The sequence below is a fragment of the Streptomyces sp. NPDC053048 genome (assembly GCF_044547045.1).
GTDB lineage: Bacteria > Actinomycetota > Actinomycetes > Streptomycetales > Streptomycetaceae > Streptomyces.
On the sequence record NZ_JBITZS010000008.1, the window covers coordinates 131285 to 148650 of the forward strand.

Sequence of the window (17366 nt, forward strand, 5' to 3'; positions counted from 1 at the left end):
TTTCCATCCCCTTCCATCCCCTTCACCGCCGGTCCGAGAGGCTTGTTCATGCCCGACCACGCAACCCACGACGCCCAGGCACGGGCCAGCCTGCATCTCCTGGTCCGGGACATCGAGAGGGTCCGCCGCCAGGTGGACGCGCTGCGCACCCTCACCGCTCAGCTGGGCAACGTCTACCGTCCGCGCCGCACCGGCCCGTCGGCGGGCTTCGTCGTCTACGGACGCGCGCCCGCGCCGACCGTCCGGCTGGCGCAGGAGCTGCGGGACAGCGTCGAGACGCTGGTCACGGCGGCGGTCGACTTCGACCGCTCGCTGGGCTTCTCGTGGGACGCGGTGGGTTCGGCGCTCGGCGTCACCAAGCAGGCGGTGCACCGCCGTTACGGCGCGCGGCGCGCCGGTGCCCAGGGCTCGTCCGAGAACGCGGAGTCGGCGGTGCGTACCGCCGAGCCGTCGGCGGTACCGGTCGTCCCGGCGGCCCGCACCGGCGCGAGCGCGCCGGTGCACCGTGAGGAGCCGCGCACCGCGTCCGCGTTCCCGGGGCCGCGCAACGGCTGAGGGCCCTCGGGGCCGGGGAGGGACCGGCGCCTGTCCGCCCGCCGCGACGGCGCGCGACCCCCACCGGCGAGCCCGGCGGTGCCGAGCCCCCCGCAGGGGACACGGCTCACCCGATGTCCGGCGGGTCCACCCGCAACCGGACGGGGTCGCCGTCGCGGCGGGCGAGCCGTATCGCCTGGGCGGCCTTGAGGGCCGCCGCCAGGGCCGCGCCCTGCCCGGGGCGGACCCGGACCAGGGCGCGCTCCCAGTGCTCGCCGGGCGGGGCATCCCCCGCCCGGCGCGGCCGCCCCGGCAACGGCGCCGGCAGCGGCACGGGACCCAGCACCTCGGCCCCGTCCGGCAGCTCTGCCATGGCGATCAGCTCCGCGACGGCGTCCGGCGGCCCGGCGACCGCCGCCATCCGGGAGACCGGCGGGAAGCCCAGCTCCGCCCGGTCGGCCAGCTCGCGCACCGCGTGCCCGGCGGGATCCCAGCGCACCAGCGCCTGCACGGGCCGCAGCCCCGGCTCGGCGACGACGACCACCACGCCGCCCGCCTCCTGCCCCCGCACCAGCGCGGCGGCGCCCAGCCAGCGACGCAGCGCCTCCTCCCCCGCCCGCAGGTCGGGCCGGCCCAGCAGGGCCCAGCCGTCGAGCAGCAGGGCCGCCGCGTAGCCGCCCTCGGCGACGGGCTCGGCGCCGGGCGTGCAGACGACGATGGCGGGCCGGTCCGGGACGGAGTCCAGGATGTGGTCGCGGCCGGACGTCCGTACCGGCACGGCCGGGAACGCCCGGCCCAACTCCTCGGCCGTGCGCCGGGCCCCCACCACCTGTGCGCGCAGGCGGAAGCCGCCGCATTCGCCGCAGTGCCAGTCACGGGCCTCCCGCCCGCACCAGGCACAGTGCAGCGCGCCGTCGTCGCCGCGCGCCTCCAGCGGGCCGGAGCAGTGCCCGCAGCGGGCGGGCTCCCGGCACCGTTCGCAGGCCAGCCGCGGCACATAGCCCCGGCGCGGCACCTGGACCAGCACGGGCCCGTGCTTGAGGCCCTCGCGGGCGGCCTCCCAGGCGACCGTGGGCAGCCGGGCGGCCCGCGCGGCGGCGTCCCGCGCCTCGTCCGCCTCCCCCACCGTGCGGATCCGGGGCGCGGCCGCCCGTAGCCGCTCCCGGTCGGCGGCCAGGGGCAGCGCCCAGCCGGTGTCCACCAGCTGGGCCGCCTCGACCGTGCAGCCGAAGCCGCCCAGCAGGAATGCGGCCTTCTCGTGCGCGGCACGCGAGAGCAGCACTTCGCGCGCGTGCGGCTGCGGCGCGTGCGGCTCGCTGTGACTGGAGTCGCCGTCGTCCCAGATGGCGGCGAGCCCCAGATCCCGTACGGGCGCGAACATCGCGGCCCGGGTGCCGACCACCGCCCGCACCGAGCCGCGGCTGACCGCCAGCCAGCGGCGGTAGCGCTCCTCCGGCCCGGTGTCGGCTGTCAGCAGCACATGCCGCCCGGCGCCGAGCAGCGCGCTCAGGGCGGCGTCGACCCGGGCGGCGGCCCGCCCGTCGGGCACCACGATCAGCGCGCCGCGCCCCGAGGCGAGCGCGGCCGCGGCGGCCCGCGCCAGCTCCGCCGGCCAGTGCGGGCCGGGCAGCGCGGTCCACACCGCGCGCGGGGAGTCGCCCCGGGCGACGGCGTCCAGATAGGCGGGCCCGGTGGGATAGCGCGTCCAGCTGCCGGGCGACGGCGCGGCGGGCGGCGGCAGCGGCGCGGGCGAGGGCTCGGCCTCGATACGGGCGTGCCGGGGCGGCACGGCCAGCTGCAGCACGTCCGCGAGCGAGCCGGCGTAGCGGTCGGCGACGGACCGGCACAGGCCCAGCAGCGCGGGGCCGAGCACGGGCTCGGGCGAGAGCACCTGGGCGATGGCGGCCAGCGGCCCCTGGTAGTCGGACTCGGCCACGCGCTCGACGATGAACCCGTCGAGCAGCCCGCCCCCCTCGCGCCGCCCGCCGCGCACATTGCGCGTGCCGGCCCCGAACCGCACCCGCACCCGCGTACCGGGCCGGGCGTCGGCGTCCAGCTCGGCGGGCACGGCGTAGTCCCACAGCCGGTCGAGGTGCACCGGGCCCTTGTCGACCAGCACCCGCGCCACCGGCAGCTCGGCCGCCAGCGCGGCCCCCCGCCAGGTGCGCGGCTTGGCCCGGGGCACCTTGGCCTTGCGCACGCTCTCGCGGATGAGCGCGAGCTGCTCCGCCTCGGGAGCCTCACGCTCCGACCGCCCGTTCTCGCTGCTCACGGCTCCAGTCCTATCAGAGGCGACTGACAACGTCAGAGGCCGCGGACAACGACCGGACCGAACGACGGCCGACGGGCGCCGACGACGAAGGCGCCCCCGCCGAGTGGCGGGGGCGCCTCGTCACGAGCCTCGTGCCGTCGCGGGCCTTACAGCCCCGCGGCCTTCTTCAGCGCGTCCACGCGGTCGGTGCGCTCCCAGGTGAAGTCGGGGAGCTCGCGGCCGAAGTGGCCGTAGGCGGCCGTCTGGGCGTAGATCGGGCGCAGCAGGTCGAGGTCGCGGATGATCGCGGCCGGGCGGAGGTCGAAGACCTCGGCGATGGCGTTCTCGATCTTCTCGGTGTCGATCGTGTTGGTGCCGAAGGTCTCCACGAACAGACCCACCGGCTCGGCCTTGCCGATCGCGTAGGCGACCTGGACCTCGCAGCGGGCGGCCAGACCGGCGGCGACGACGTTCTTGGCGACCCAGCGCATGGCGTAGGCGGCCGAGCGGTCGACCTTGGACGGGTCCTTGCCGGAGAAGGCGCCGCCACCGTGACGGGCCATGCCGCCGTAGGTGTCGATGATGATCTTGCGGCCGGTGAGGCCGGCGTCGCCCATCGGGCCGCCGATCTCGAAGCGGCCGGTGGGGTTCACCAGCAGGCGGTAGCCGTCGGTGTCGAGCTTGATGCCGTCCTCGAGGAGCTCCTTGAGGACGTGCTCGACGACGAACTCACGGACGTCGGGAGCCAGCAGCGAGTCCAGGTCGATGTCCGAGGCGTGCTGCGAGGAGACGACAACGGTGTCCAGGCGCACGGCCTTGTTGCCGTCGTACTCGATGGTGACCTGGGTCTTGCCGTCGGGGCGCAGGTAGGGGATGGTCCCGTTCTTGCGGACCTCCGACAGGCGGCGCGAGAGCCGGTGCGCGAGCTCGATCGGCAGCGGCATCAGGTTCGGCGTCTCGTCGCAGGCGTAGCCGAACATCAGGCCCTGGTCGCCCGCACCCTGCTTGTCCAGCTCGTCCTCGTCGCCCTCGACGCGGGACTCGTAGGCCGTGTCGACACCCTGGGCGATGTCCGGGGACTGGGCGCCGATGGAGACCGAGACGCCGCAGGAGGCGCCGTCGAAGCCCTTCTTCGACGAGTCGTAGCCGATCTCGAGGATCTTGTTGCGCACGAGCGAGGCGATCGGCGCGTAGGCCTTCGTGGTCACCTCGCCGGCGACGTGCACCAGGCCGGTGGTGATCAGGGTCTCGACGGCGACGCGGGAGGTCGGGTCCTCCTTGAGGAGGGCGTCGAGAATGGAATCGCTGATCTGGTCAGCGATCTTGTCGGGGTGACCCTCGGTGACGGACTCCGAGGTGAACAGGCGGCGGGACACATCGCTCCCTGGGGTTGCAGCGGCTGCTGGCTGATCATTGACGGATCCGGCCGAGAGCTGCGCTCGACTCGGATCCGGTGCCAGTTTATCCGGCGTTCTCGGAGTTCGGACATCCCGCCCCCCATGACATGGGGCACCCCCTGTGACTCCCGTCACCGCGGCACCGGGAAGCGCACCGCCACCAGGGGTCAGGTCAGGCGCCCCGCGACCAGGTCCCAGACGGTGTCCGCGAGGGCTTCCTTGGGGCCGTGCGGGACGGGCGTCTCGGTGCCGTCCGGGGCCAGCACGACGGCCTCGTTCTCCTCGGAGCCGAACGTCTTGCGCTCCCCCACCTCGTTGACGACCAGCAGGTCACAGCCCTTGCGGGCGAGCTTGGCGCGGCCGTTGGCGAGCACGTCGTCGGTCTCGGCGGCGAAGCCGACGACGACCTGGCCGGGGCGGGCCCGCTCGGCGGACAGCTCGGCGAGGATGTCCGGATTCCGTATGAGCTCGACCGGATCGGGCTCCTGGCCGTCCCGCTTCTTGATCTTGCCTTCGGCGTACCGGGCGGGCCGGAAGTCGGCCACGGCGGCGGCCATCACGACGGCGTCCGCGTCGGCCGCCGCCTTGATCACGGCCTCGCGCAGTTGAACGGCCGTCCCCACGTGCACCACGTCGGCGCCCGCCGGGTCGGGCAGCTCGCTGTTGGCCGCGACGAGCGTCACCCTGGCCCCACGGGCCACGGCGGTGCGGGCCAGTGCGTACCCCTGCTTACCGGAGGAACGGTTTCCCAGGTAGCGGACCGGGTCCAGCGGCTCGCGCGTGCCGCCGGCGCTCACCACGACGTGGCGGCCGGCGAGGTCGGGGGTCACGGCCCGGTCGCCGCGTGCCAGCACCCGGCGGCAGACCTCGAAGATCTCGTCCGGGTCGGGGAGCCGCCCCTTGCCGGTGTCGGCGCCGGTCAGCCGGCCCACGGCGGGCTCGATGACGATCGCGCCCCGGCGGCGCAGCGTGGCCACGTTCTCCTGGGTGGCCGCGTTCTCCCACATCTCGGTGTGCATGGCCGGCGCGAAGACGACCGGGCAGCGGGCGGTGAGGAGCGTATTGGTCAGCAGGTCGTCGGCGAGGCCGTGGGCGGCCTTGGCGAGCATGTCGGCGGTGGCGGGGGCCACCACGACGAGGTCGGCCCGCTGCCCGATCCGCACGTGCGGCACCTCATGGACGTCCTCCCACACCCGGGTGCCGGCCGGGTTGCCGGAGAGCGCGGCCCAGGTGGCCTCGCCGACGAAGTGCAGCGCCGACTCCGTCGGCACCACGCGGACGTCATGGCCCGACTCGGTGAGGCGGCGCAGCAGCTCGCACGCCTTGTAGGCGGCGATGCCGCCGCTGACCCCCAGGACGACCTTGGGCTTGTCCATCGCTCTCGCTTCTCCCCACATCCCGTACGTGCGTACGTACACCTACGCACGGCCTATGACACACCAAAGGCCCGGCAAGCCGCTCCCCCAGCTCAACGCTGGGAGGTGCCCCCTGCCGGGCCCTCGATGAGGAAATTCGGTGCTTACTGCGCCGGGGCCTCGACGGCCTCGGAGGTCAGCAGGCCCGCGTTGATCTCGCGGAGCGCGATGGAGAGCGGCTTCTCGTGGACGTGGGTGTCCACCAGCGGGCCGACGTACTCCAGCAGGCCCTCGCCGAGCTGCGAGTAGTACGCGTTGATCTGGCGCGCGCGCTTGGCGGCGTAGATCACCAGGCTGTACTTCGAGTCGGTCGCCTCGAGCAGCTCATCAATCGGCGGGTTGATGATGCCCTCGGGCGCGGTGATGGAAGAGGACACTCTCTGCCTTCCGAAGGGGGGTGAAGAAAGATGTTCAGCGCAGCAAGGCTAGCAGCTCGCGTGCGACGTCCTCGACCGAGGTGTTGACCAGCGTGGTGTCGAACTCCGACTCCGCGGCCAGCTCCACCTTGGCCACCGTGAGCCGGCGCTCGATGACCTCGGCGGATTCCGTTCCGCGGCCGGTGAGCCGGCGGACCAGCTCGTCCCAGCTGGGCGGCGCGAGGAAGACCAGCTGGGCCTCCGGCATGGTCTCGCGGACCTGGCGGGCGCCCTGCAGGTCGATCTCCAGCAGGACCGGCTCGCCCGCCGCCAGGCGGTCGAGCACGGCCTGGCGGGGCGTGCCGTAGCGGTTGCCCGCGAACTCGGCCCACTCCAGCAGCTCGCCGTTGGCGACGAGCTTGTCGAACTCCTCGTCGTCCACGAAGAAGTACTGGACCCCGTCCCGCTCACCGGGGCGCGGCTTGCGGGTGGTGGCGGAGACCGAGAGCCACACCTCGGGGTGGGCCTTGCGCATATGGGCGACGACCGTGCTCTTACCGACCCCGGAGGGGCCGGAGAGCACGGTCAGCCGCGGTTGTCCGGCCGGAGGGACGGGGGACGTCCCCCGGGAGACTGCAGTACTCATGCAGCGATTATCCCGGTTCCCGGGAGTGCCTGGGAACGCCGGGCCCGCCGCCGTGCCGCCGTCAGGCGGCCTTGCCGCCGAACTCGCGCTCCAGGGAGGCGATCTGGTTCGAGCCGAGCCCGCGAACCCGGCGGCTCTCGGAGATGCCGAGCCGCTCCATGATCTGCTTGGCACGGACCTTGCCCACGCCGGGCAGGCTCTCCAGCAGGGCGCTGACCTTCATCTTGCCGATGACATCGTTCTTCTGGCCCTGCTGGATCACATCGTGCAGCGAGGCGCCGGAGTGCTTGAGCCGATTCTTGACCTCGGCGCGCTCCCGGCGAGCCGCGGCGGCCTTTTCGAGCGCGGCTGCGCGCTGTTCAGGGGTAAGGGGCGGAAGAGCCACGCCTACGTCACCTCGGATGTCGAACTGTCGGATACGGACCGGTGAGGAACCTAGTCGGCCCACACCTGCGGAGCAACGAGCAACGCGCTTGCACGTTCGCTCTCGTCGGAGACTAGCGGCCGATCCCGCTCCAGTCAGCGAGAACAAGCGAAAAGTCCTGGTCAGCCTCGATCGACCAGGACTTTTCCGGACATACTGCCCGACATTTTTTCTTGGCGTTTGGCGTTAACTCGATGCTGCCGCCCGCCTGGGACGCGCTAGCCGGCCACCGCTTCGCGCACCTCGGCCGCGAAACGCGCCGCGCTGCGCCGCAGAGCGGCCGAATCCGGGCCGTGCCGCAGCACCGCGCGGCTCACATTCGGGACAACGTCGCGCACCGCCGCGCCGAAGACCCTCGGCAGGTCGGCCGCGGTGGCGCCCTGCGCGCCGATGCCGGGCGCCAGCAGCGGTCCGTTGATGGCGAGCTCGGCACCCGCCGAAGCCAGGGAGTCACCCAGCGTGGCGCCGACGACGGCACCGTAGGAGCCCATGGGCGCCGCGTCCGCGTTCTCGGCCCGCAGGTGCTCCAGCATCGTCGCCGCGACGCTCGTGCCGTCGGCGCGCACCGCGTGCTGCACCTCGGCGCCCTCGGGGTTGGAGGTGAGGGCGAGGACGAAGACCCCGGTGCCGCTCTCGCGCGCCAGGTCCAGCGCCGGGCGCAGCGAGCCGTAGCCCAGGTAGGGGCTGACGGTGACGGCGTCGGAGAACAGCGGCGAGGCGGGGTCGAGGTAGGTGGCGGCGTACGCGGCCATGGTCGAGCCGATGTCGCCGCGCTTGGCGTCCATCAGCACCAGCGCGCCGGCCTCGCGGGAGTCGGCCACGGCCCGCTCCAGCACGGCGACGCCGCGCGAGCCGAAGCGCTCGAAGAACGCCGACTGCGGCTTGAGGACGGCGACGCGATCGGCCAGGGCCTCGACGACCGTGTGCGTGAAGCGCTCCAGGCCCGCGATGTCGTCGGACAGGCCCCAGTCGGCCAGCAGCGAGGCGTGCGGGTCGATGCCGACGCACAGCGGTCCGCGCTCGTCCATGGCACGGCGCAGCCGGGCGCCGAACGGTTCGGGGGTCACGGGGGTCATGCGGCGGCCTTCTTCCGGGTCTCGGCGCCGACGGCCTCGGCGAGGGTGGCGTACGGGCTGGCGGCCAGGCGCTCGGCGAGACCCTTGTGGATCCTCCGGCACCAGAAGGGGCCCTCGTAGATGAAGGCGCTGTAGCCCTGGACGAGCGTGGCGCCCGCCAGGATGCGCTCCCAGGCGTCGTCGGCGGTCTCGATGCCGCCGACGCCCACCAGGGTGATGCGGTCGCCCACGCGCGCGTACAGGCGGCCGAGGACCTCCAGGGAGCGCTCCTTGAGGGGGGCGCCGGACAGGCCGCCGGCGCCGATGGCCTCGACGGTGCGCTTGGGGGTCCGCAGGCCGAGCCCGTCGCGGGCGATGGTGGTGTTGGTGGCGATGATGCCGTCCAGGCCGAGCTCGACGGCGAGGTCGGCGACGGCGTCGACGTCCTCGTCGGCGAGGTCGGGGGCGATCTTCACCAGCAGCGGCACGCGGCGCGAGGTGACCGTGCGGTCGGCGGCCTCGCGGACGGCGGCCAGCAGCGGGCGCAGGTGGTCCACGGCCTGCAGGTTGCGCAGGCCGGGCGTGTTCGGCGAGGAGACGTTGACGACGAGGTAGTCGGCGTGCGCGGCCAGGCGCTCGGTGGAGGTGACGTAGTCGGCGACGGCCTCGGCCTCCGGCACGACCTTGGTCTTGCCGATGTTGACGCCCACGGTGGTACGGCCGTGCTTGTTACCGAGGGCCGCCTTGCGGGCCGCCAGGCGCTCCGCGACGGCCGCCGAGCCGTCGTTGTTGAAGCCCATGCGGTTGATCAGCGCACGGTCCGCCACCAGGCGGAACAGCCGCTTCTTGGGGTTGCCGGGCTGCGGCTGAGCGGTGACGGTGCCGATCTCGATGTGGTCGAAGCCGAGCATGCTCATGCCGTCGATGGCGGCGGCGTTCTTGTCGAAGCCCGCCGCGAGGCCGAAGGGGCCGTGCATGCGCAGGCCCAGGGCCTCGGTGCGCAAGGCCTTGTGGCGGGGGGCGAGGACGGCCGCGACGAAGGTGCGCAGGACCGGGATGCCGGCGACGCGGCGGATCCACGAGAAGGCCAGGTGGTGGGCCTTCTCGGGGTCCATGCGCTTGAAGATCAGGTCGAAGAAGAGACGGTACATTTCCAGCCTTCGGGACAGCCTTCGGGGTCATGGAGAGGGGGACACCTCGCGGTGTCCCCCTCGGTCGCCTTACGCCTCGCGGGCGGCGGTCAGATGTTCCGCGTGTTCCTGCAGCGAGCGCACCCCGACGTCACCGCGGGTCAGCGCGTCGATGCCCTGGACGGCCGCGGCGAGCGCCTGGACCGTCGTCAGGCACGGCACCGCCCGTGCGACGGCGGCGGTGCGGATCTCGTAGCCGTCGAGGCGGCCACCGGTGCCGTAGGGGGTGTTGACGATCAGGTCGACCTGGCCGTCGTGGATGAGCTGGACGATGGTCTTCTCGCCGTTGGGGCCCTCGCCCTCGCTCTGCTTGCGCACCACGGTGGCGTTGATGCCGTTCCGCTTGAGGACCTCGGCGGTGCCGGAGGTGGCGAGCAGCTCGAAGCCGTGGGCGACCAGCTCACGGGCCGGGAAGATCATCGAGCGCTTGTCCCGGTTGGCGACGGAGACGAACGCGCGGCCCTTGGTGGGCAGCGCGCCGTACGCGCCGGACTGCGACTTGGCGTAGGCCGTGCCGAAGACGGTGTCGATGCCCATGACCTCGCCCGTGGAGCGCATCTCCGGGCCGAGGACGGTGTCCACGCCGCGGCCGTGGATGTCGCGGAAGCGCGACCACGGCATCACGGCCTCCTTGACGGAGATCGGCGCGTCCAGCGGCAGCGTGCCGCCGTCGCCGTGGCGCGGCAGCATGCCCTCCTCGCGCAGCTCGGCGACGGTGGCGCCCAGCGAGATGCGGGCGGCGGCCTTCGCCAGCGGCACGGCGGTCGCCTTCGAGGTGAAGGGGACCGTGCGGGAGGCGCGGGGGTTGGCCTCGAGCACGTAGAGGATGTCGCCGGCCATGGCGAACTGGATGTTGATCAGGCCGCGCACGCCGACGCCCTTGGCGATGGCCTCGGTGGAGGCCCGCAGCCGCTTGATGTCGAAGCCGCCGAGGGTGATCGGGGGCAGCGCGCAGGCGGAGTCGCCGGAGTGGATGCCGGCCTCCTCGATGTGCTCCATGACGCCGCCGAGGTAGAGCTCGTGGCCGTCGTAGAGCGCGTCGACGTCGATCTCGATGGCGTCGTCGAGGAAGCGGTCGATGAGCACCGGGTGCTCGGAGATCAGGCCCGCGTGCCGCTCGAGGTACCCGCCCAGCGAGGGCTCGTCGTAGACGATCTCCATGCCGCGGCCGCCGAGCACATAGGACGGGCGGACCATGACCGGGTAGCCGATCTCGGCGGCGATGCCCTTGGCCTCGTCGAAGGAGAAGGCGGTGCCGTACTTGGGCGCGGGCAGCCCGGCCTCGGTCAGCACCCGGCCGAAGGCGCCGCGCTCCTCGGCGAGGTCGATGGCCTCGGGCGAGGTGCCGACGATCGGCACGCCGTTGTCCTTGAGCGCCTGCGCCAGGCCCAGCGGGGTCTGGCCGCCGAGCTGGACGACGACGCCCGCCACCGGGCCCGCCTGCTGCTCGGCGTGGACGATCTCCAGGACGTCCTCCAGGGTGAGCGGCTCGAAGTAGAGCCGGTCGGAGGTGTCGTAGTCGGTGGAGACGGTCTCGGGGTTGCAGTTGACCATCACGGTCTCGTAGCCGGCGTCGCTGAGTGCGAACGAGGCGTGGACGCAGGAGTAGTCGAACTCGATGCCCTGGCCGATGCGGTTCGGGCCGGAGCCCAGGATGATCACGGCGGGCTTCTCGCGCGGCGCGACCTCGGACTCCTCGTCGTAGGAGGAGTAGAAGTACGGCGTCCGCGCCGCGAACTCGGCGGCGCAGGTGTCGACCGTCTTGTAGACCGGGCGGACGCCCAGCGCGTGGCGGACCTCGCGGACGACGTCCTCGCGCAGGCCGCGGATCGCGGCGATCTGGGCGTCGGAGAAGCCGTGGCGCTTGGCGTCGGCGAGCAGCTCGGGCTCGAGCTTGTCGGCGGCGGCCAGCTCGTCGGCGATCTCCTTGATCAGGAAGAGCTGGTCGACGAACCACGGGTCGATGCGGGTGGCGTCGAAGACCTCCTGGGCGGAGGCGCCGGCGCGGATGGCCGCCATGACCGTGTTGATCCGGCCGTCGGTGGGGACGGCCGCCTTCTCCAGCAGCTCCGCCTTGTCGCCGGGCGCGGAGACGAAGTCGAACTGCGAGCCCTTCTTCTCCAGCGAGCGCAGCGCCTTCTGCAGCGCCTCGGTGAAGTTGCGGCCGATGGCCATGGCCTCGCCGACCGACTTCATGGTGGTCGTCAGGGTGGCGTCGGCACCGGGGAACTTCTCGAACGCGAAGCGGGGCGCCTTGACCACGACGTAGTCGAGCGTGGGCTCGAAGGACGCCGGGGTCTTCTCGGTGATGTCGTTGGGGATCTCGTCGAGGGTGTAGCCGACGGCGAGACGCGCCGCGATCTTGGCGATCGGGAAGCCCGTCGCCTTGGAGGCCAGCGCCGAGGAGCGCGAGACGCGCGGGTTCATCTCGATGACGATGACCCGGCCGTCGTCCGGGTTGACGGCGAACTGGATGTTGCAGCCGCCGGTGTCGACGCCGACCTCGCGGATGATGGCGATGCCGACGTCCCGCAGGATCTGGTACTCGCGGTCGGTCAGCGTCATCGCCGGGGCGACGGTGATGGAGTCACCGGTGTGCACGCCCATGGGGTCGAAGTTCTCGATGGAGCAGACGACCACGACGTTGTCGTGCTTGTCGCGCATCAGCTCCAGCTCGTACTCCTTCCAGCCGAGGATGGACTCCTCCAGGAGCACCTCGGTGGTCGGGGAGAGCGTCAGGCCCTGGCCGGCGATGCGGCGCAGCTCCTCCTCGTCGTGGGCGAAGCCGGAGCCGGCGCCGCCCATGGTGAAGGAGGGGCGGACGACGACGGGGTAGCCGCCGAGCGTCTCGACGCCCGCGAGGACCTCGTCCATGGTGTGGCAGATGACCGAGCGGGCGGACTCGCCGTGGCCGATCTTCGCGCGGACGGCCTCGACGACGCCCTTGAACAGGTCGCGGTCCTCGCCCTTGTGGATCGCCTCGACGTTGGCGCCGATGAGCTCCACGCCGTACTTCTCCAGCACGCCGTTCTCGTGCATGGAGATGGCGGTGTTGAGCGCGGTCTGGCCGCCGAGGGTGGGCAGGAGCGCGTCGGGGCGCTCCTTGGCGATGATCTTCTCGACGAACTCCGGGGTGATCGGCTCGACGTACGTGGCGTCGGCGATCTCCGGGTCGGTCATGATCGTGGCCGGGTTGGAGTTGACCAGGACGACCCGCAGGCCCTCGGACTTCAGGACGCGGCAGGCCTGGGTGCCGGAGTAGTCGAACTCCGCGGCCTGGCCGATGACGATCGGGCCGGAGCCGATGACCAGAACGGACTGGATGTCGGTGCGCTTAGGCACGCTGGCCCTCCATCAGGGAGACGAAGCGGTCGAACAGGTACGCGGCGTCGTGCGGGCCTGCTGCTGCCTCGGGGTGGTACTGGACGCTGAATGCCGGCTGGTCGAGCAGCTGGAGGCCCTCGACCACGTTGTCGTTCAGACAGACGTGGGAGACCTCGACCCGTCCGTAGGGCGTGTCGGTCGCCGCCTCGAGCGGGGCGTCGACGGCGAAGCCGTGGTTGTGCGCGGTGACCTCGACCTTGCCGGTCGTACGGTCCTGCACGGGCTGGTTGATGCCGCGGTGGCCGTACTTCAGCTTGTACGTGCCGAAACCGAGGGCGCGGCCCAGGATCTGGTTGCCGAAGCAGATGCCGAACAGCGGGGTCCTGCGGGAGAGGACCTCGCGCATCACGGAGACCGGGTGGTCGGCGGTGGCCGGGTCGCCGGGGCCGTTGGAGAAGAACACGCCGTCGGGGTTGACGGCGTAGACGTCCTCGGCGGTGGCGGTGGCCGGCAGGACGTGCACCTCGATGCCGCGCTCGGCCATGCGCTGCGGGGTCATGCCCTTGATGCCCAGGTCGATGGCGGCGACGGTGAAGCGCTTGGTGCCGATCGCGGGGACGACGTAGGTCTCCTTGGTGGCGACCTCGGCGGAGAGGTCGGCGCCCTTCATCTCGGGGGCCTGGCGCACCTCGGCGAGCATGAGGCCCTCGTCGGGCAGCGTGTTGCCGGAGAAGATGCCGACGCGCATGGCGCCGCGCTCGCGCAGGTGGCGGGTCAGGGCTCGGGTGTCGATGCCGCTGATGCCGACGACGCCCTGCCGGGCGAGCTCCTCGTCCAGGGAGCGGCGCGAGCGCCAGTTGGACGGGATGCGGGCGGGGTCGCGGACGACGTAGCCGGCGACCCAGATGCGGCCGGACTCGGGGTCCTCGTCGTTGACGCCGGTGTTGCCCACGTGCGGGGCCGTCATCACGACGACCTGGCGGTGGTAGGAGGGGTCGGTCAGGGTCTCCTGGTAGCCGGTCATGCCGGTGGAGAACACGGCCTCGCCGAAGGTCGCCCCCACGGCCCCGTAGGCCCGGCCGCGGAACATCCGGCCGTCCTCCAGGACGAGTACGGCGGGAACCTTCCCGGTCCCCCTGCTGGAGGTCGTCATCGTGCGCCTTCCATGTCGGTGCTGTGCTGGTTGTGCAGTGCGGTCAGGGCCTCGGCCCACGCCGCGTGCTCGGCCGCCCGGTCGGAGCGGAATCCGGAGTCGATCGTCCTGTCGCCGTGCTGCCAGGTGATCACGAGCAGGCCGCCCTCGGCGAGGACCTTGCCCGCGATTCCCTTGTCGAGCCGGGCGCCGCGCAGGGCGGCGGCGGGGATGAAGAAGTCGCGGGCGCCGGGCCGTGCGACGGCCACGCCCTGCTCCGTCAGGGTGAGGCTCGCCCTGCTGCGGGTGCCCAGGCCGTGCGCGACGATGCGGTCGAGCCACTGCCCGGCGGTGGTGGAGCCGTGGTAGCGGCCCTCCATCTCCAGGCGCGCCTGGCCGGGCTCGGCGGGGGCGACGGGCAGCTCGGGCAGGTCACCCTGGAGCGTGCCGCGCCACTTCCAGCCCTCGCGCATCAGCCAGTACAGCAGCGCGATGAAGAGCAGCAGCCCGACGACCCAGCCGATGCGGGCGGCCCAGTCGGTGACGGCCGCGGACTTCTGTTCGGCCGCCAGATTGATCAGTGCAGATGGTGCAGATGTCACGCGAGATTCCCGTCCACGACCGTCGCCCGGCCCCGCAGGAAGGTGTGGGTGACGCGACCCGGCAGCTCACGGCCCTCGTAGGGGGTGTTGCGGCTGCGGGAGGCGAAGCCCGCGGGGTCCACGACACCACGGTAAGCGGAATCCACCAGCGTCAGGTTGGCGGGCTCCCCGGCGGCGATCGGACGGCCGTGGCCGGCGAGGCTGCCGATGGCGGCGGGCTTGAAGGACATCCGCTCGGCGACGCCGGCCCAGTCGAGCAGGCCGGTCTCGACCATCGTGTGCTGGACGACCGACAGGGCGGTCTCCAGGCCCACCATGCCCATGGCGGCCGCGGCCCACTCGCAGTCCTTGTCCTCGTGCGGGTGCGGGGCGTGGTCGGTGGCGACGATGTCGATGGTGCCGTCGGCCAGGGCCTCGCGCAGGGCCAGCACGTCGCGCTCGGTGCGCAGCGGCGGGTTCACCTTGTAGACGGGGTTGTAGGACCGTACGAGCTCGTCGGTCAGCAGCAGGTGGTGCGGGGTGACCTCGGCGGTGACGTCGATGCCGCGCGACTTGGCCCAGCGGACGATCTCCACCGAGCCGGCCGTGGAGAGGTGGCAGATGTGCACGCGGGAGCCGACGTGCTCGGCGAGCAGGACGTCGCGCGCGATGATCGACTCCTCGGCGACGGCCGGCCAGCCGCCCAGGCCCAGCTCGGCGGAGACGATGCCCTCGTTCATCTGGGCGCCCTCGGTGAGCCGGGGCTCCTGCGCGTGCTGGGCGATGACGCCGCCGAACGCCTTCACGTACTCCAGGGCGCGGCGCATGATCACGGCGTCGTCGACGCACTTGCCGTCGTCGGAGAAGACGGTGACGCCGGCGACGGAGTCGTGCATGGCGCCCAGCTCGGAGAGCTGCTTGCCCTCCAGGCCGACGGTGACGGCGCCGATGGGCTGCACGTCGCAGTAGCCGTGCTCCTTGCCGAGCCGCCAGACCTGCTCGACGACGCCGGCGGTGTCAGCGACGGGGAAGGTGTTGGCCATGGCGAAGACGGCGGTGTAGCCGCCGCTCGCGGCCGCGCGGGTGCCGGTCAGGACGGTCTCGGAGTCCTCGCGGCCGGGCTCGCGCAGGTGGGTGTGCAGGTCGACCAGGCCGGGCAGCAGGATCTTGCCGTCGGCCTCGATCACCTGGGCGCCCTCGGGGGCGGTCAGGCCGCCACCGCCCGGCAGGGCGATATCGGACGGGGTGACCTCGGCGATGGTCTCGCCGTCGATCAGCACGTCCTGCGGCTCGCCGCCGAGGACCTTCGCGCCACGGATCAGGATCTTGGTCATGGCTACTTGTTCTCCTCGGTGCGGGCGTTGTTCGTGGTGACGGCCGGCTCGGAGCCGCCGAGCAGCAGGTAGAGGACGGCCATGCGGATCGAGACGCCGTTGGCGACCTGCTCGACGGCCGTGCAGCGGTCGGAGTCGGCGACCTCGGCGGTGATCTCCATGCCGCGGTTCATCGGGCCGGGGTGCATCACGACGGCGTGCTCGGGCATCCGCGCCATGCGGTCGGAGTGCAGGCCGTAGCGGCGGGCGTACTCGCGCTCGGTGGGGAAGAACGCCGCGTTCATGCGCTCGCGCTGCACCCGCAGCATCATCACCGCGTCGGACTTCGGCAGCACCTGGTCGAGGTCGTAGGAGACCTCGCAGGGCCAGCTGCCGACGCCGACCGGCACCAGGGTGGGCGGCGCGACGAGCGTGACCTGCGCGCCGAGCGTATTGAGCAGGTGGACGTTGGAGCGGGCGACCCGGCTGTGCAGGACGTCGCCGACGATCGTGATGCGGCGGCCGTCGAGGCCGTGCCCGAGGCCGGCGTCGGCGCCGAGCAGGCGGCGGCGCATGGTGAAGGCGTCCAGCAGCGCCTGGGTGGGGTGCTCGTGGGTGCCGTCACCGGCGTTGACGACGGCACCGTCGATCCAGCCGGAGTTGGCGAGGGTGTACGGAGCGCCGGAGGCGTGGTGGCGGATGACGACGGCGTCGGCGCCCATCGCCTCCAGGGTCAGCGCGGTGTCCTTGAGCGATTCGCCCTTGGAGACCGAGGAGCCCTTGGCGGAGAAGTTGATGACGTCGGCGGAGAGCCGCTTGGCGGCGGCCTCGAAGGAGATGCGGGTGCGGGTCGAGTCCTCGAAGAAGAGGTTGACGACGGTACGGCCGCGCAGGGTCGGCAGCTTCTTGATCGGCCGGTCCGCGACCCGGGCCATCTCCTCGGCGGTGTCGAGGATCAGGACGGCGTCGTCGCGCGTGAGGTCTGCGGCCGAGATGAGGTGGCGCTTCATCCGGTTTGCTCCGTGGTTGAGGAGATATGCGGGGGCTTTGGCCGGGCATGCGGCGGCACGGACCCGGGTCACGGGTCCGTGGAGAAGGTGCTACTGCCCGTCGGCCGGGGCGGTCGCGCCCGCGCCGAGGAGCACGCTGTCGCGGCCGTCCTCCTCGGTGAGCTGGACCTTGACCGTCTCCCGCAGCGACGTGGGGAGGTTCTTGCCGACGTAGTCGGCGCGGATCGGCAGTTCGCGGTGGCCGCGGTCGACGAGGACCGCGAGCTGGACGGCTCGGGGACGCCCGATGTCGTTCAGGGCGTCGAGCGCGGCGCGGATGGTGCGGCCGGAGAAGAGCACGTCGTCGACGAGGACCACGAGGCGGCCGTCGAGGCCCTCACCGGGGATCTCGGTGCGGGCGAGCGCACGGGCGGGGCGCAGCCGCAGGTCGTCGCGGTACATGGTGATGTCGAGGGAGCCGACCGGCACCGGGCGTCCGGTGATCTCCTCGAGCTTGGCGGCCAGCCGGCCGGCGAGGAAGACACCACGCGTGGGGATGCCGAGGAGCACGACGTCGTCGGCGCCCTTGGCGCGCTCGACGATCTCATGAGCGATCCGGGTCAGGACCCGGGCGATGTCCGGTGCTTCGAGCACGGGACGCGCAGGAATTGCGTCCATACGAAACGGACCTCCTTCTCCGCCTCACGGGACGGACTTTAAAGGACGTCGGATTTACATGTTTCACCGTACCAGCACTGC

At 72.4% G+C, this 17366-nt stretch carries 15 protein-coding genes; 1 reads left to right on the forward strand and 14 read right to left on the reverse strand.

Annotated features, from left to right (window positions below; translation table 11 throughout):
• Window positions 1-48: 48 nt before the first annotated feature.
• A complete protein-coding gene (locus ACIG36_RS22205) occupies window positions 49-555 on the forward strand; it encodes a hypothetical protein (RefSeq protein ID WP_399930407.1) in 507 nt (168 codons plus the stop codon).
• Window positions 556-661: 106 nt separating this feature from the next.
• Here the strand turns inward: ACIG36_RS22205 and ACIG36_RS22210 are convergent, their stop codons facing one another.
• From ACIG36_RS22210 to pyrR, 14 genes are all read right to left on the reverse strand, one after another.
• Window positions 662-2806 carry a primosomal protein N' gene (locus ACIG36_RS22210; protein ID WP_399930409.1) on the reverse strand — a complete coding sequence of 715 codons (2145 nt, stop codon included), beginning with the start codon at window positions 2804-2806 and terminating at the stop codon, window positions 662-664.
• Between the two features lie 146 nt (window positions 2807-2952).
• On the reverse strand, window positions 2953-4161 hold the full coding sequence (metK, locus tag ACIG36_RS22215) for a methionine adenosyltransferase (RefSeq protein ID WP_399930412.1): 1209 nt from the start codon (window positions 4159-4161) through the stop codon (window positions 2953-2955).
• 188 nt (window positions 4162-4349) lie between these two features.
• On the reverse strand, window positions 4350-5558 hold the full coding sequence (coaBC, locus tag ACIG36_RS22220) for a bifunctional phosphopantothenoylcysteine decarboxylase/phosphopantothenate--cysteine ligase CoaBC (RefSeq protein WP_399930415.1): 1209 nt from the start codon (window positions 5556-5558) through the stop codon (window positions 4350-4352).
• Window positions 5559-5701: 143 nt separating this feature from the next.
• Entirely contained in the window at window positions 5702-5974 is a 273-nt protein-coding gene (gene rpoZ / locus ACIG36_RS22225; protein WP_030360466.1) for a DNA-directed RNA polymerase subunit omega, read from the reverse strand.
• 34 nt (window positions 5975-6008) lie between these two features.
• Window positions 6009-6599 carry a guanylate kinase gene (gene gmk, locus ACIG36_RS22230; protein ID WP_399930418.1) on the reverse strand — a complete coding sequence of 197 codons (591 nt, stop codon included), beginning with the start codon at window positions 6597-6599 and terminating at the stop codon, window positions 6009-6011.
• Between the two features lie 61 nt (window positions 6600-6660).
• Window positions 6661-6984, reverse strand: a complete 324-nt coding sequence (locus ACIG36_RS22235; RefSeq protein WP_190109033.1) for an integration host factor — start codon at window positions 6982-6984, stop codon at window positions 6661-6663.
• A gap of 257 nt (window positions 6985-7241) precedes the next feature.
• On the reverse strand, window positions 7242-8090 hold the full coding sequence (pyrF, locus tag ACIG36_RS22240; RefSeq protein WP_399931203.1) for an orotidine-5'-phosphate decarboxylase: 849 nt from the start codon (window positions 8088-8090) through the stop codon (window positions 7242-7244).
• A gap of 5 nt (window positions 8091-8095) precedes the next feature.
• Window positions 8096-9229 (reverse strand): quinone-dependent dihydroorotate dehydrogenase, encoded by a 1134-nt coding sequence (locus ACIG36_RS22245; RefSeq protein WP_399930422.1) that lies wholly within the window; start codon window positions 9227-9229, stop codon window positions 8096-8098.
• A gap of 69 nt (window positions 9230-9298) precedes the next feature.
• On the reverse strand, window positions 9299-12610 hold the full coding sequence (gene carB / locus ACIG36_RS22250) for a carbamoyl-phosphate synthase large subunit (protein WP_399930425.1): 3312 nt from the start codon (window positions 12608-12610) through the stop codon (window positions 9299-9301).
• Window positions 12603-13745, reverse strand: coding sequence for a glutamine-hydrolyzing carbamoyl-phosphate synthase small subunit (carA, locus tag ACIG36_RS22255; protein WP_399930428.1), 1143 nt, complete (start codon window positions 13743-13745; stop codon window positions 12603-12605). The genes carB and carA overlap by 8 nt, the downstream gene beginning before the upstream one ends.
• On the reverse strand, window positions 13742-14326 hold the full coding sequence (locus ACIG36_RS22260; protein WP_399930431.1) for a hypothetical protein: 585 nt from the start codon (window positions 14324-14326) through the stop codon (window positions 13742-13744). Before ACIG36_RS22260 ends, carA begins: the two co-directional genes overlap by 4 nt.
• A complete protein-coding gene (locus ACIG36_RS22265; protein ID WP_399930434.1) occupies window positions 14323-15639 on the reverse strand; it encodes a dihydroorotase in 1317 nt (438 codons plus the stop codon). Before ACIG36_RS22265 ends, ACIG36_RS22260 begins: the two co-directional genes overlap by 4 nt.
• Window positions 15640-15641: 2 nt before the next feature.
• Complete coding sequence (locus tag ACIG36_RS22270; protein WP_399930437.1) at window positions 15642-16628, reverse strand: aspartate carbamoyltransferase catalytic subunit; 987 nt, start codon at window positions 16626-16628, stop codon at window positions 15642-15644.
• Window positions 16629-16718: 90 nt separating this feature from the next.
• A complete protein-coding gene (gene pyrR / locus ACIG36_RS22275; protein ID WP_399930440.1) occupies window positions 16719-17285 on the reverse strand; it encodes a bifunctional pyr operon transcriptional regulator/uracil phosphoribosyltransferase PyrR in 567 nt (188 codons plus the stop codon).
• Between the last annotated feature and the right edge of the window lie 81 nt (window positions 17286-17366).

Coding starts and splice junctions, on each gene's coding strand:
- ACIG36_RS22205 (WP_399930407.1), top strand. CDS start 49: ATGCCCGACCACGCAACCCACGACGCCCAGGCACGGGCCAGCCTGCAT.
- coaBC (WP_399930415.1), bottom strand. CDS start 5,558: ATGGACAAGCCCAAGGTCGTCCTGGGGGTCAGCGGCGGCATCGCCGCC.
- gmk (WP_399930418.1), bottom strand. CDS start 6,599: ATGAGTACTGCAGTCTCCCGGGGGACGTCCCCCGTCCCTCCGGCCGGA.
- ACIG36_RS22245 (WP_399930422.1), bottom strand. CDS start 9,229: ATGTACCGTCTCTTCTTCGACCTGATCTTCAAGCGCATGGACCCCGAG.
- carA (WP_399930428.1), bottom strand. CDS start 13,745: ATGACGACCTCCAGCAGGGGGACCGGGAAGGTTCCCGCCGTACTCGTC.
- ACIG36_RS22265 (WP_399930434.1), bottom strand. CDS start 15,639: ATGACCAAGATCCTGATCCGTGGCGCGAAGGTCCTCGGCGGCGAGCCG.
- ACIG36_RS22270 (WP_399930437.1), bottom strand. CDS start 16,628: ATGAAGCGCCACCTCATCTCGGCCGCAGACCTCACGCGCGACGACGCC.
- pyrR (WP_399930440.1), bottom strand. CDS start 17,285: ATGGACGCAATTCCTGCGCGTCCCGTGCTCGAAGCACCGGACATCGCC.